General features: G+C 70.1%; 11 protein-coding genes. 8 read left to right on the top strand and 3 right to left on the bottom strand.

The genetic code is table 11. The annotated features are described in order from the left end of the window. Nucleotides 1-858: serine/threonine-protein kinase (locus tag FNH05_RS17845; protein WP_144589820.1), on the bottom strand; the 858-nt coding region annotated here is incomplete at its 3' end. 85 nt (nucleotides 859-943) lie between these two features. Here FNH05_RS17845 and mutA point away from each other — a divergent pair. The 6 genes from mutA to FNH05_RS17815 all read left to right on the top strand — a co-directional run bounded on the left by mutA (nucleotide 944) and on the right by FNH05_RS17815 (nucleotide 8,921). After that, nucleotides 944-2,815: a methylmalonyl-CoA mutase small subunit gene (gene mutA / locus FNH05_RS17840; protein ID WP_144589814.1), complete on the top strand. Its 1,872-nt coding sequence runs from the start codon at nucleotides 944-946 to the stop codon at nucleotides 2,813-2,815. Beyond that, nucleotides 2,815-4,983, top strand: a complete 2,169-nt coding sequence (gene scpA / locus FNH05_RS17835) for a methylmalonyl-CoA mutase (RefSeq protein ID WP_144589813.1) — start codon at nucleotides 2,815-2,817, stop codon at nucleotides 4,981-4,983. The genes mutA and scpA overlap by 1 nt, the downstream gene beginning before the upstream one ends. Further along, entirely contained in the window at nucleotides 4,984-5,967 is a 984-nt protein-coding gene (gene meaB / locus FNH05_RS17830) for a methylmalonyl Co-A mutase-associated GTPase MeaB (protein ID WP_144589811.1), read from the top strand. It abuts the gene before it with no gap. Between the two features lie 59 nt (nucleotides 5,968-6,026). Next, entirely contained in the window at nucleotides 6,027-6,353 is a 327-nt protein-coding gene (locus tag FNH05_RS17825; RefSeq protein ID WP_246127800.1) for a hypothetical protein, read from the top strand. A 185-nt stretch (nucleotides 6,354-6,538) separates the two neighbouring features. After that, nucleotides 6,539-7,834, top strand: coding sequence for a M20 family metallopeptidase (locus FNH05_RS17820; RefSeq protein WP_144589809.1), 1,296 nt, complete (start codon nucleotides 6,539-6,541; stop codon nucleotides 7,832-7,834). 316 nt (nucleotides 7,835-8,150) lie between these two features. After that, nucleotides 8,151-8,921: an endonuclease domain-containing protein gene (locus FNH05_RS17815; protein ID WP_246127799.1), complete on the top strand. Its 771-nt coding sequence runs from the start codon at nucleotides 8,151-8,153 to the stop codon at nucleotides 8,919-8,921. 71 nt (nucleotides 8,922-8,992) lie between these two features. Here the strand turns inward: FNH05_RS17815 and FNH05_RS17810 are convergent, their stop codons facing one another. Beyond that, the gene (locus FNH05_RS17810) at nucleotides 8,993-9,445 is read right to left on the bottom strand and encodes a gamma-glutamylcyclotransferase family protein (RefSeq protein ID WP_186382599.1); all 453 of its coding nucleotides are present in this window, start codon (nucleotides 9,443-9,445) and stop codon (nucleotides 8,993-8,995) included. 94 nt (nucleotides 9,446-9,539) lie between these two features. On the opposite strand from FNH05_RS17810, the gene FNH05_RS17805 reads away from it, so the two are divergent. Together FNH05_RS17805 and FNH05_RS17800 are read left to right on the top strand one after the other, a co-directional pair. After that, entirely contained in the window at nucleotides 9,540-10,943 is a 1,404-nt protein-coding gene (locus FNH05_RS17805) for an NAD(P)H-quinone dehydrogenase (RefSeq protein WP_144589805.1), read from the top strand. Between the two features lie 134 nt (nucleotides 10,944-11,077). Then, nucleotides 11,078-11,851: a VOC family protein gene (locus FNH05_RS17800; protein WP_144589803.1), complete on the top strand. Its 774-nt coding sequence runs from the start codon at nucleotides 11,078-11,080 to the stop codon at nucleotides 11,849-11,851. A 15-nt stretch (nucleotides 11,852-11,866) separates the two neighbouring features. On the opposite strand, the gene glpK is transcribed toward FNH05_RS17800, so the two are convergent. Next, the gene (gene glpK / locus FNH05_RS17795; RefSeq protein WP_144589801.1) at nucleotides 11,867-13,372 is read right to left on the bottom strand and encodes a glycerol kinase GlpK; all 1,506 of its coding nucleotides are present in this window, start codon (nucleotides 13,370-13,372) and stop codon (nucleotides 11,867-11,869) included. Between the last annotated feature and the right edge of the window lie 83 nt (nucleotides 13,373-13,455).

Here is a 13,455-nt window from a genome sequence, read left to right as displayed (position 1 = left end):
GAACATCTCGGGTCCGAACAGGATCCTGGGGGCCTTCGTGAGCATCGGGTACAGCTGCAGCCGTACCTCCCGCAGCGGAGTCCGGTCGAGCGGTTCCTTCGCCATCAGGCCGCTGATCACGGCGGCCAGCGGACCCGGCGACGGCCGCGGCACCTCGCCCTTGACGACCTTGCCGATGGTCTCCAGCGGGTCGCCGTCGGCGTCGTAAGGGGGGCGCCCCTCGACCGCGCTGAACAGCGTCGCGCCCAGGCCCCACAGATCCGCGGCGGGCGTCACCGCCTTGCCGGAGGCGACCTCCGGGGCGATGTAGGCCGGCGAACCGAGCGTCATGCCGGTACGCGTCATGGTCGCTTCGGAGACGTTGCGGGCGATGCCGAAGTCGGTCAGCTTGATCCGGCCGTCCTCGGCGACGAGGACGTTCCCGGGTTTGACGTCACGGTGGGTGATACCGGCCTCGTGGGCCGCTTCGAGCGCCGCGGCGACCGCGTCCCCCACGGCGGCGGCCTGCTCGGTGCTCAGCGGGCCGTGTGCCTTGAGCAGCTCGGCCAGGCTGTGTGAGGGCAGCAGCTCCATCACGACGTAGGGCTCGCCGTCCTGGCGGGCCACATCGTGCAGCACGATCACGTTCGGGTGGGACAGTACGGCGATGGCCCTGGCCTCGCGCAGGGTCCGTTCCCGCAACTCGTCGGCCTGCCCGGCGGTCACGCCCGGTGGCAGCCGGATCTCCTTGACGGCCACCGGCCTGCGCAGGAACTCGTCGTAGGCCGACCAGACGGTGCCCATCGATCCCGAACCCAGGACGGACCGCAGCCGGTAGCGTCCGGCGACGACGCGGGGCTCTTCGCTCGCGGTGGCCACCCGCACATTGTTGCGGATGCGCCCCACCCCGACCGCGAGCAGGCTCACACTTGCGGTGTCGGCGTCCCCCCTACCATCGTTAACTATGACTCAGGCTGGGACAACGGCGCCCGATGCGGGTGGCCCCGAGCTCGCGCTCGCCGCCGAGTTCGCCGCGCCACAACGCGCCGACTGGCAGAAACTCGTCGCTGGGGTGCTCGCGAAGAGCGGGGCGCTGCCGGAGGACTTCGCGGGCGCGCCGGAAGGCCTGCTGAGCTCCCAGACCTACGACGGCATCGAGATCCAGCCGCTCTACACCGCCGACGAGACCGCGCCGCCCGCCGGCTACCCCGGCCTCCCGCCGTTCGTGCGGGGCACCAGGCCGGAAGGGGCGGTGGGCACCGGCTGGGACGTGCGATCACTGCACGCCGATCCCGATCCCGCCGCCACGAACAAGGCGATCCTCGCCGACCTCGAGAACGGTGCCACCTCGGTCTGGCTCAAGGTCGGGGACGGCGGAATCGCGCCGGAGTCCCTCGCCGACGCGCTCAACGAGGTCTACCTCGACCTCGCCCCGGTGGTGCTCGACGCGGGCGCGGACTACCAGGCCGCGGCCGACGCCCTGTTCGCCGTGTACGCCGAGAAGGGCATCCCGGACAGCGCGGTCACCGGCAACCTCGGGGTGGACCCGATCGGGCTGCGCGCCCGCACCGGCAACGCCCAGGAGACCGCGGCCGCCGCCGCGCTGGCCGCCCGTGTCGCCGGGCGGTACCCGAAGCTGCGCACGCTGGTCGTGGACGGCCTGCCCTACCACGAGGCGGGCGGTTCCGACGCACAGGAACTCGGCGCCGCGATCGCCGCCGGGGTGGCCTACCTGCGTGCCCTCACCGACGCGGGGCTCACCGTCGACCAGGCCGCCGACCAGCTGGAATTCCGGCTGGCCGCCACCGCCGACCAGTTCCTCACCATCGCGAAACTGCGGGCCGCCCGCCGCCTGTGGGCCCGGGTCACCGAGGTCGCGGGGGCGCGCGCGCGAGGCATGAAGCAGCACGCGGTCACCTCCACGGCGATGCTGACCCAGCGTGACCCGTGGGTGAACATGCTCCGCACCACCGTCGCCTGCTTCGCCGCGGGCGTCGGCGGCGCGGACGCCGTCACCGTCCTGCCGTTCGACGCGGCGATCGGCCTGCCCGACGCGTTCTCCCGGCGCATCGCCCGCAACACGCAGGCGATCCTGCTCGAGGAGTCGCGCCTGGCCGGCGTGATCGACCCCGCGGGCGGCTCCTGGTACGTGGAGAACCTCACCGACGCACTCGCCAACGCCGCCTGGCGCGAGTTCACCGAACTCGAACGGCAGGGCGGCATCGAGGCCGCGCTCGACTCCGGGTTCGTCGCCGGCCGTCTGGCCGGGACCTGGGCGGCCCGCTCGTCCCGGCTGGCCACCCGCCGTGACCCGGTCACCGGGGTCAGCGAGTTCCCGAACCTTGCCGAGAAGCCCGTCGAGCGCACCCCGTATTCCTCCACTGTGGACACCGGCGGGCTGTCGAAGGTGCGCTACGCCCAGGCCTACGAGCAGCTGCGGGACCGCTCCGACGCGTACCTGGCCGAGCACGGCGAGCGGCCGAAGGTCTTCCTGGCGACGCTCGGTCCGGTCGCTTCGCACACCGCGCGCGCCACCTTCGCCTCGAACCTGTTCCAGGCCGGTGGCATCGAGCCGGTCAACCCGGGAGCGGTGGACGATCTTCTCGCCGCGTTCCGGGACAGCGGCGCGACCGTCGCCTGCCTGTGCGGCAGCGACCGGTCCTACGCCGAGCAGGCCGGTGAGGTCGCGGCGGCCCTGCGCGAAGCGGGGGCGAAAGCCGTCCTCCTCGCCGGCAAACCGGACGAGTCCTACGGTGGGATCAGCGCCTTCGCCTACACCGGCTGTGACGCGCTCGCCGTGCTGACCAGCACACTCGAAACGCTGGGAGTGAAGTGATGGCCATCCCCGACTTCTCCGACGTCGAACTCGGCATCCCCGACCCGGCAGGCCAGGCAGACTGGGCCGAGGCGCTGCACGCGAGCACCGGCAAGGGAGCCGACGCGCTGGAGTGGGAGACCCCGGAGGGCATCGGCATCAAGCCGGTCTACGGCGCCGAAGACCTGTCCGGTCTGGACTTCCTGAACACCTACCCGGGGATCGCGCCGTTCCTGCGCGGGCCGTACCCCACCATGTACGTGAACCAGCCGTGGACCATCCGGCAGTACGCCGGGTTCTCCACCGCCGAGGAGTCCAACGCCTTCTACCGCCGCAACCTCGCCGCCGGGCAGAAGGGGCTTTCCGTCGCCTTCGACCTGGCCACCCACCGCGGCTACGACTCCGACCACCCCCGCGTCGCCGGTGACGTCGGCATGGCGGGCGTGGCGATCGACTCGATCTACGACATGCGGCAGCTCTTCGACGGCATCCCGCTGGACCGGATGAGCGTGTCGATGACCATGAACGGCGCCGTGCTGCCGGTGATGGCGCTCTACATCGTCGCCGCGGAAGAGCAGGGTGTCACGCCGGACAAGCTGGCCGGGACCATCCAGAACGACATCCTCAAGGAGTTCATGGTCCGCAACACCTACATCTACCCGCCGCAGCCCTCGATGCGGATCATCTCCGACATCTTCGCCTACACCTCGCAGAAGATGCCGCGGTTCAACTCGATCTCCATCTCCGGCTACCACATGCAGGAGGCGGGGGCCACCGCCGATCTGGAGCTGGCCTACACCCTCGCCGACGGGGTCGAGTACCTCCGCGCCGGGCTCGACGCCGGGCTGGAAATCGACAAGTTCGCGCCCCGGCTGTCGTTCTTCTGGGCGATCGGCATGAACTTCTTCATGGAGGTCGCGAAGATGCGCGCGGCCCGGCTGCTGTGGGCCAAGTTGGTCAAGCAGTTCGAGCCGAAGTCGGAGAAGTCGCTGAGCCTGCGGACCCACAGCCAGACCTCCGGCTGGTCGCTGACCGCCCAGGACGTCTACAACAACGTCGTCCGCACCTGCGTGGAGGCGATGGCGGCGACCCAGGGGCACACCCAGTCGCTGCACACCAACGCACTCGACGAGGCGCTCGCACTGCCCACCGACTTCTCGGCCCGCATCGCGCGGAACACCCAGCTGCTGCTGCAGCAGGAGTCCGGTACCACCCGCGTGATCGACCCGTGGGGCGGCAGCGCGTTCGTCGAACGGCTCACCTACGACCTGGCGCGCAAGGCGTGGGGCCACATCGGCGAGGTCGAGGCCGCGGGCGGCATGGCCCGCGCGATCGACGCGGGCATCCCCAAGCTGCGGATCGAAGAGGCCGCCGCCCGCACCCAGGCGCGGATCGACTCCGGCCGTCAGCCGGTGATCGGGGTCAACAAGTACCGCGTGGACTCCGACGAGCAGATCGACGTGCTCAAGGTGGACAACGCGGGGGTGCGCGCTCAGCAGCTGGAGAAGCTGCGCAGGCTGCGCGAGGAGCGCGACGAGAACGCCACCCAGGACGCCCTGCGCCGGCTCACGGCGGGCGCCGAGGGCAGCGGGAACCTGCTCGAACTGGCCGTCGACGCGGCACGCGCCAAGGCCACCGTGGGCGAGATCTCCGAAGCGCTGGAGAAGATCTGGGGGCGGCACGCCGGGCAGATTCGTACCATCTCCGGTGTGTACCGCGACGAGGTCGGGAAGTCCGAGAACGTGACCAAGGTGCGTGAGCGGGTCGAGGCCTTCGCCGAGGCCGAGGGCCGCCGCCCCCGCATCCTCGTCGCGAAGATGGGCCAGGACGGCCACGACCGGGGCCAGAAGGTGATCGCCACCGCCTTCGCCGACCTCGGCTTCGACGTGGACGTGGGCCCGCTGTTCTCCACCCCGGCGGAGGTCGCGCGGCAGGCCGTGGAGGCCGACGTGCACGTGGTCGGGGTGTCTTCGCTGGCCGCCGGGCACCTGTCCCTGGTGCCCGCGCTGCGCGAGGAGCTGGCGAACCTGGACCGGTCCGACATCATGATCGTGGTCGGCGGCGTCATTCCGCCGCAGGACTACGAACAGCTGCGGGAGGCGGGCGCGGCGGCGATCTTCGGCCCGGGCACGGTGATCGCGGACTCCGCACTCGAACTGCTCGAACGGCTCGAACAGCAGGCAGGCTGAGTGGCCCGCCGGATCGACGTCGACGCCTACGCCAAGGGGGTGCTCGCGGGGGACCGCGGCATCCTGTCCAGGGCCATCACCCTGGTCGAGTCGAACCGTGAGGATCACCGCAGGCAGGCGCAGGAGCTGCTGGTCGAGCTGCTCCCGCACGCCGGCGGCGCCCGGCGGGTCGGTATCACCGGCGTGCCCGGTGTCGGCAAATCGACCTTCATCGACCAGCTCGGAATCGACCTGACGGCCGCCGGGCACCGCGTGGCGGTGCTCGCGGTGGACCCTTCGTCCACCCGTACCGGCGGCAGCATCCTCGGCGACAAGACCCGCATGGCCCGGCTGGCGGTGGATCCGGCGGCCTTCATCCGGCCGTCGCCGACCTCCGGCACCCTCGGTGGGGTCGCCCGCGCCACCCGCGAGACGATCGTGCTGATGGAGGCCGCCGGGTACGACGTCGTGCTGGTGGAGACCGTCGGTGTCGGCCAGTCCGAGGTCACCGTGGCGAACATGGTCGACTGCTTCCTGTTCCTGACCCTGGCCCGCACCGGTGACCAGTTGCAGGGCATCAAGAAGGGCGTGCTCGAACTCGCCGACGTGATCGCGGTGAACAAGGCCGACGGCGAGCACGAGCGCGATGCCAAACGGGCCGCGCGGGAGCTTTCCGGCGCGCTGCGGATGATCTACGGCTCCGACGCCTCCTGGACCCCGCCGGTGCTGACCTGCAGCGGGTTGCACGACAAGGGGCTCGACGTCGTCTGGCAGCAGATCGAGCGCCACCGCGCCCAGCTGCTCGAATCGGGTGAGCTGGACCGCAAGCGCAGCACGCAGCAGGTCGAGTGGATGTGGGCCATGGTCCGAGAGCAACTGTTGTCCCGGCTGGAGCAGCACCCCGGGGTGCGGGCGGTGGAACGGGACGTCGAACGGGCCGTGCGCGACGGCGAACTCACCCCCACGCTGGCGGCGCAGCGTATTCTGGACGCCTTCGGAGCGTGACTTCGGCTCTTTCCGCGGGCACACTGATCGTGATCTGTGCCGGGGCGAGGGAGGCGACAGTGCTGAACAGGGTTCGGGCGGTGCTCGGCGGGTTGATGCTCGGGGTACTGGTGCCGCTCACGACGCCGGCCGCGCCGGCCCTCGCCGAGCCGATGCCGGTCCCGGTGGCGTTGCCCGCGCCGGAGGCGGTGTCCGGTGCGACGGTGGCGCTGGTCGCGCAGCAGACCACGGCGCCCCCCGGCCCGCGGATCGATCCTTCGGACAACGCGCGCGCTAACGCCCAGAAGGCCAAGAACAAGATCATCGTCGGGGTGATCGCGGCGGTGCTCGCCGTGATCGTCGTGTGGGGCCACAGCAGGCGGGCCAAGAAGAAGAAGCAGGCCTGACCGCGGGCGGCCGAAAGGCCGCCGGGCCGGTGCGCGGGTACAGGTGGACCGAACTCTTGGCTGCCGTTCAACGCAGATCCACTACCGGCCGTCCCGGGAAGCCACCGTGTGGTTTCTGGCCCCCCGCCGTATGGTGCAGGATTGCGGCAAACGGGTTACACACGACTGGCAGATGGAGGTTTGGCGTGACCGTGCTGGACTCACGGCGGGACATTCCCGGCGACCGCGAGGGGTCACATGCCTCATTCGGGGCATGGGACGCGCTCATCTCCGCGGATGGCGTCAGCATGGCACCTGTGACCGACCTCGGTGCGGGAAGAGGACCGTTCTGGCTCGACGAGTGGCTCGCGCGCGCGGGCGCTGACGTCGTGGCCTGGCGGCGGCACATCCACGCCAACCCGGAACTCGCGCGTCAGGAGTTCTCGACCACGGAACTGATCATCGCGGTGCTGCGCTCGGCCGGCCTGGAGCCCACCGTGCTGCCCGGCGGCACCGGCGTCCTCTGCGACGTCGGCAGCGGCCCGGTCTGCGTCGCCCTTCGCGGGGACATCGACGCGCTGCCGCTGACCGAGGCCACCGGGCTGCCCTTCGCCTCCGCCGTCGAAGGCGCCATGCACGCCTGCGGCCACGACGCGCACACGGCGATCCTGCTCGGCGCGGGCCTGGCGCTGGCCTCGGCGCCCGAACTGCCGGGCCGCGTCCGGCTGATCTTCCAGCCCGCCGAGGAGGTCATGCCCGGCGGTGCGCTGGACGTGATCAACGCGGGCGGCCTCGAAGGGGTCGACCGGATCTTCGGCCTGCACTGCGACCCGCGGCTGCAGGTCGGGCGAATCGGCTCCCGGATCGGGCCGCTGACCTCCGCGGCCGACCTGATCGAACTGCAGCTCACCTCGCCGGGCGGGCACACGTCGCGCCCGCACCTGACCGCCGACCTCGTGCACGCCCTGGGCGTGGTGATCACGTCGCTGCCCTCGCTGCTGTCGCGCCGGGTGGACCCCCGATCCGGCACCGTGCTGGTGTGGGGCGCGGTGCACGCCGGGCAGGCGGCGAACGCGGTGCCGCAGGACGGCGTGCTCCGCGGCACCCTGCGCACCGCCGAGCACGAGGTGTGGAAGGCGCTGGAGCCGCTGGTCGCGTCCTCCGTGGAGTCGCTGCTCGCGCCGACCGGCGTCGGGTTCAAACTGGACTACCGGCGCGGCGTGCCGCCGCTGGTGGGCGACCAGGACAGCACCGCGCTGCTGCGCGCGGGGGCGGAGGCGGCCCTCGGCGAGGAGGCCCTCACCGGCACGGAGCAGTCCTCCGGCGGCGAGGACTTCGCGTGGTACCTGGAGCACGTCCCCGGCGCGTTCGCCCGCCTTGGCGTGTGGTCGGGTGAAGGGGAGATGAGGGACCTGCACCGCCCGACCTTCCAACTCGACGAGCGCGCGCTCGCCGTCGGCATCCGCGTCATGGTCCACACCGCCCTCGCCGCCCTCGCCTGAGTCCCACGCTCGGGCGCCTGTGTCCCACCCCCAGGCGCTTGAGTCCCACGCTCCGGCACTTGTGTCCCACGCTCGTGGAGGTGTGTCCCACCTTCACGAGCATTCGGGTTATCCACAGGTAACAGGGTTATCCACAGATTTTTATCCACAGGCTCAACGTGGATGCGTTCTGCGACATGCTGAGCACGTGTTGTTATTACATGAGGGATTGCACGGCGCCTACACGCGATCTCAGCTGAACCACGAGGTCGGCAGGTATGCGGTGCGCACCGCTGTAGAACGGGGCCTTTTGACGCCCTTCTCGCGTGAGGTTCTGGTGGATCGCCGACGAGCCACCGAATTTCGCACCCGGGCCGCCGCGAGCCTGCTGGCTGCGGGGCCGCCTGCCGTCCTGACCGGACACAGCGCGCTGGTCCTGCACGGCTGTCCGGCGGCGGACGAGGCGTCGGTCCACGTCCTGCTCCCGTATCACAGGAAGATGCGGACGCGACCCGGCATCACTGTCCACTACGGACAGTTCGACGAGCGGGACATCCAGGTGCGCGAAGAGATGCGTGTGCTGTCTTTGGATTCGGCACTGGCCGAGGTGCTGTGTCGTGGGAGCCGACGCGCCGGTATCGCCTGTGCGGACCAGGCGTTGGCGATGCTGCCGGAGGCGGACCGCGACGAGTTCCGGGCGTGGACCGAGGAGCGGATCCGGGGCCGGCCGGACCGTCGAGGCACCCTGCGCGGCCTCGCACTGCTGGACCTCGCGACCGGACTCGCCGAGTCACCGCCCGAGAGTTGGCTGCTGCTGGGGTTGGTGGACGCGGGACTGCCGGTCCCGGAACAGCAGGTGAGCATCCTCGACCTCAAGGGGAACGAGGTTTACCGGCTCGATCTTGGCTGGCGCGAGGCGCGGATCGCCGTGGAGTACGACGGGTACGAGGCGCATGAGGCCCGCGGGGAACAGGACGCCGCGCGGGACGAGGACTTGCGGCGGCGGGGCTGGATCGTGATCCGCGCCGATGCGAGCGATCTGAAGGACCTTTCGCGCCTGGTCGTCGCGGTGCGGGCCGCCTTCCGCTCGCGGCGCCAGGCCGCGTAGTTACCGGCCCGAGGGTGGGACACAGGCGCCTGGAGGTGGGACACAAGCGCCTGGAGGTGGGACTCGCCAGGTCAGGTGGCGATGCCGCGGCAGGGGCGGGTCCGCAGGTCTTCGACGTAGTCGGCGGGAGCGCCGGCCGCTTCGGCGGCATCCGCGAGGACGCCGAGGTAGCGGGCGGAGGGCAGGCCGCCTTCGTACGCGTCCAGTACGTACAGCCAGGCCAGCACCGAACCGTCCATGGTCTGCACCCGGAGTCTGATCTTGTTGTGCAGGCCGAGCTCGTCACCCTCCCAGCGGTCGAGCTGGGCCTCGTCGAGCGGGGTGACGTCGTAGAGCACCACGAACACCCGGGAACCCGGGTCTTCCACGATCGTGGCGAGCGCGCCCTCCCAGCCGATGTCCTCACCGCCGAATGTCAGCCGCCAGCCTTCCAGCCAGCCGGTGCCCGCCATCGGCGAGTGCGGAGCGCGCTCCATCATCTGCGCGGGCTCCATGTTGGATCCGTAAGCGGCATACAACGGCACTGCCACAGCCTAGCGACCCGTCGCTCACCCGACCGGACCTACTCCGGCACTGCCCTCCTAAGGTGGGTACGAGCGGTGCAACAAGGAGGACGAAGTGACCAGGATCGTGATCATGGGCGGGGGCCCGGCGGGCTACGAGGCGGCACTGGTGGCGGCTCAGCACGGTGCGAACGTCACGATCGTGGAACGTGATGGGCTCGGGGGCGCCTGTGTGCTCTACGACTGTGTCCCGTCCAAGACCTTCATCGCCTCCTCGGGGGCCCGCGCCAGCATGCACGGCCTCGGTGAGCTGGGCATTGTCACCGAGATGGCGGACACGAGCATCGACCTGCGGACCGTGCACGGCCGGGTCAAGGCCCTCGCGCTCGCCCAGTCGGCCGACATCCGCGCCCGCGTCCAGCGCGAAGGCGTCCGGGTGATCATCGGCACCGCGCGGTTCGACGACGCCGAGCCGGGTCTTGCCACCCACCAGGTCTACGTCACCCCCCGCTCGGGTGACCCCGAGGTGCTGGACGCCGACGTTGTGCTGATCGCCACAGGGGCGACTCCCCGCGTCCTGCCGGGCGCGGTGCCGGACGGGGAACGCATCCTCGACTGGCGCCAGCTGTACGACCTGTGCGAGCTCCCGGAGCACCTGGTCGTGGTCGGCTCGGGCGTCACCGGCGCCGAGTTCGCCTCCGCGTACACCGAGATGGGCGTGAAGGTCACCCTGGTGTCCAGCCGGGATCGCGTGCTGCCGCACGAGGACGCCGACGCCGCGGCGGTGCTGGAAGAGGTCTTCTGGCAGCGCGGTACCTCGGTCGCCAAGCACGCCCGTGCCGAAAAGGTCGAGCGCACGGAGAAGGGCGTGGCGGTGCATCTGGCCGACGGCCGCGTCATCGAGGCCAGCCACGCGCTGATGACCGTCGGTTCGATCCCGAACACCAACGACATCGGTCTGGAGCGGGTCGGCATCGAGCCCGGCCCCGGCGGGTTCCTCACCGTCGACAGGGTGTCGCGCACCAGCGTGCCCGGTATCTACGCCGCGGGCGACTGCACCGGCGTCATGATGCTGGCCTCGGTGGCCAGCATGCAGGGCCGGATCGCGATGTGGCACGCCCTGGGCGAGGGGGTCGCGCCGATCAAGCTCAAGACGGTCGCGGCGAACGTGTTCACCCACCCCGAGATCGCCACGGTCGGGATCTCGCAGAGCGCGATCGACTCCGGCGAGGTGCCCGCCCGCACGATCATGCTGCCGCTGGCCACCAACGCGCGCGCCAAGATGGAGGGTCTGCGGCACGGTTTCGTCAAGCTGTTCTGCCGCCCGGCGACGGGCGTGGTCGTGGGCGGCGTGGTGGTGGCCCCGACCGCGAGCGAACTGATCCTGCCGATCGCGCTCGCCGTGCAGAACCAGCTCACGGTGGATCATCTTGCGCTGACCTTCTCGGTGTATCCGTCCCTGTCCGGCTCGATCACCGAGGCGGGCCGCCAGCTCATGCGCCACGACGACCTCGACTGATTTCGCACCCTGTTCACTCGAACAGGTCGGCTTTTCCCGCGCCGCGGAGCCTCGGCTTCGCGGCGCCCGTTTCTGTCGGTGCCCGGTGCGAGACTGTGACCGCAAGCACAGCACCGACGAAAGGAAAAGTCACCATGACCGAGCGCATCACACCCTGGCCCGAAGGCACCCCGTGCTGGGTCGACCTGATGGTCTCCGAAGGCCGTCGCGCGCAGGAGTTCTACACGGCACTCTTCGGCTGGCAGTTCGCGGATCAGGGCGAGGAACACGGTCACTACGCGGTCGCGCTGGTCGGCGGAAGGGCCACCGCGGCGCTCGGCCCCAAGCCGCCTGATCGGGAGATCCCCTCTTTCTGGCAGACCTATCTGGCCGTGGACAGCGCCGACGCCACCGCTGCCAAGATCACCGGGGCCGGAGGACGGGTCCTGATGCCGCCGGAGGACATCGGCCAGAAGGGGCGGATGGCCGTGGTGGCCGATCCGGCCGGGGCCGTCTTCGGGTTGTGGCAGTCCCGGGAGACCACCGGGGCGCAGATTGCCAACGTGCCCGGCGCGCTCACCTGGAACGAGTGCATGACCCGGGATTTCGAGGTCGCGAAATCCTTCTACACCAACGTTTTCGGCTATGAACTCGACGACATGTCGAGTGGGGACTTCAAGTACGCGGTGCTCAAGGTCGGCGGCAACGGCGTGGGCGGACTTGGCGAGCTGCCCTCCGAAGTGCCCGCGGAGATCCCGCCGCACTGGTCGACGTATTTCGGGGTCGCCGACACGGACGCCACGGTGGCGAAGGTGACGGAACTGGGCGGCAAGGTGATCCGCGAGCCCATGGACTCGCCCTACGGGCGGATGGCTCAGGTGACCGACGATCAGGGAGTGCCCTTCTGCGTGATCTCGGTGGGCGGATAGCTCCGGCGGCCGTCCTCACTCCACCCAGCCGAAGGTCTTCGTCACCGCCTTCTTCCAGTTGTGGAATTCGGCTTCGCGCCGCTGTTCGTCCATCGACGGGGTCCACTCCTTGTCCTTGGCCCAGTTGTTCCGGATGTCGTCCTCGCTCTCCCAGAACCCGACGGCGAGGCCGGCGGCGTAGGCCGCGCCCAGCGCGGTGGTCTCGCTGACCACCGGGCGGATCACCGGCACGCCCAGGATGTCGGCCTGGAACTGCATGAGCAGTTCGTTGACGACCATGCCGCCGTCCACCTTGAGGGACTTCAGCGGCACCCCGGAATCGGCGTTCATCGCCTCGATCACTTCACGGGACTGGAAGGCGGTCGCTTCGAGGACCGCGCGGGCGAGATGGCCCTTGTTCACGAACCGGGTGAGGCCGACGATGGCACCCCTGGCATCGGAGCGCCAGTACGGGGCGAACAAACCGGAAAAGGCCGGGACGAAGTAGGCGCCGCCGTTGTTTTCGACGGTTCTCGCGTGTTCTTCGATTTCGGCGGCGGAGCTGATCAGGCCGAGGTTGTCGCGCAGCCACTGCACCAGTGCGCCCGTCACCGCGATGGAGCCCTCAAGCGCGTAGACGGTGTCGTTCGAGCCGATCTTGTAGCAGACCGTGGTGAGCAGCCCGTTCTGCGACATGACCTTCTCGGTGCCGGTGTTGAGAAGCACGAAATTGCCGGTGCCGTAGGTGTTTTTTGCCTCACCGGGGGACAGGCACGCCTGACCGAAGGTGGCCGCCTGCTGGTCACCGAGGATGCCCGCGATGGGCACCCCGGAAAGGGCGCCGCGTTCCCTGCCCGGGGCGTACACCTCAGAGGACGAACGGATCTCGGGGAGCATGGACATCGGGATGCCCATGTCCGCGGCGTGGTCGGCTTCCCAGGACAGCGTGTCCAGGTTCATCAGCAGGGTGCGCGAGGCGTTCGTCGGGTCGGTGATGTGCAGCCCGCCCTCCGGCCCGCCGGTCATGTTCCACAGCACCCAGGTGTCCATGTTGCCGAAAAGGAGGTCCCCGGCTTCGGCGCGCTCGCGCGCACCGTCCACATTGTCCAGAATCCACTTCACCTTCGGTCCGGAGAAATACGTGGCCAGCGGCAACCCGGTCTTGGCGCGATAACGCTCCTGGCCGCCGCCGAGCGCGCCCAGCTCCTCGACGATCTTGTCCGTGCGGGTGTCCTGCCAGACGATCGCGTTGTGGACGGGCTTGCCGGTGGTGCGGTCCCAGACGAGCGTGGTCTCACGCTGGTTGGTGAGGCCGACCGCCGCGATGTCGCTCGCCTGCAGGTCGGCCTTGGCGAGCGCGCCCGCGGTGACCGCGCGGGTGTTCTCCCAGATCTCCTCGGCGTCGTGCTCGACCCAGCCGGCGCGCGGGAAGATCTGCCGGTGCTCCCGCTGGTCGGAGGCCACGGCCTGGCCGGAATGATCGAAGATCATCGTCCTGGTCGAGGTGGTTCCCTGATCGATGGACGCGACGTAGGACGGCATGGCTGAACCTTTCCGGTCAGGTGATGAGGTGCCCTACTCCGTCCTGGATCAGTCGGAGCCCGGCACGCGGCCCGGTTCGGGGG

It is taken from the genome of Amycolatopsis rhizosphaerae, assembly GCF_007713715.1.
Lineage (GTDB): Bacteria > Actinomycetota > Actinomycetes > Mycobacteriales > Pseudonocardiaceae > Amycolatopsis_E > Amycolatopsis_E rhizosphaerae.
This window is presented reverse-complemented; position numbering and strand designations above follow the sequence as displayed.

What these genes read in the sequence shown, in the direction of transcription:
- mutA (WP_144589814.1), top strand. Translation starts at nt 944, where the DNA reads ATGACTCAGGCTGGGACAACGGCGCCCGATGCGGGTGGCCCCGAGCTC.
- scpA (WP_144589813.1), top strand. Translation starts at nt 2,815, where the DNA reads ATGGCCATCCCCGACTTCTCCGACGTCGAACTCGGCATCCCCGACCCG.
- FNH05_RS17800 (WP_144589803.1), top strand. Translation starts at nt 11,078, where the DNA reads ATGACCGAGCGCATCACACCCTGGCCCGAAGGCACCCCGTGCTGGGTC.
- glpK (WP_144589801.1), bottom strand. Translation starts at nt 13,372, where the DNA reads ATGCCGTCCTACGTCGCGTCCATCGATCAGGGAACCACCTCGACCAGG.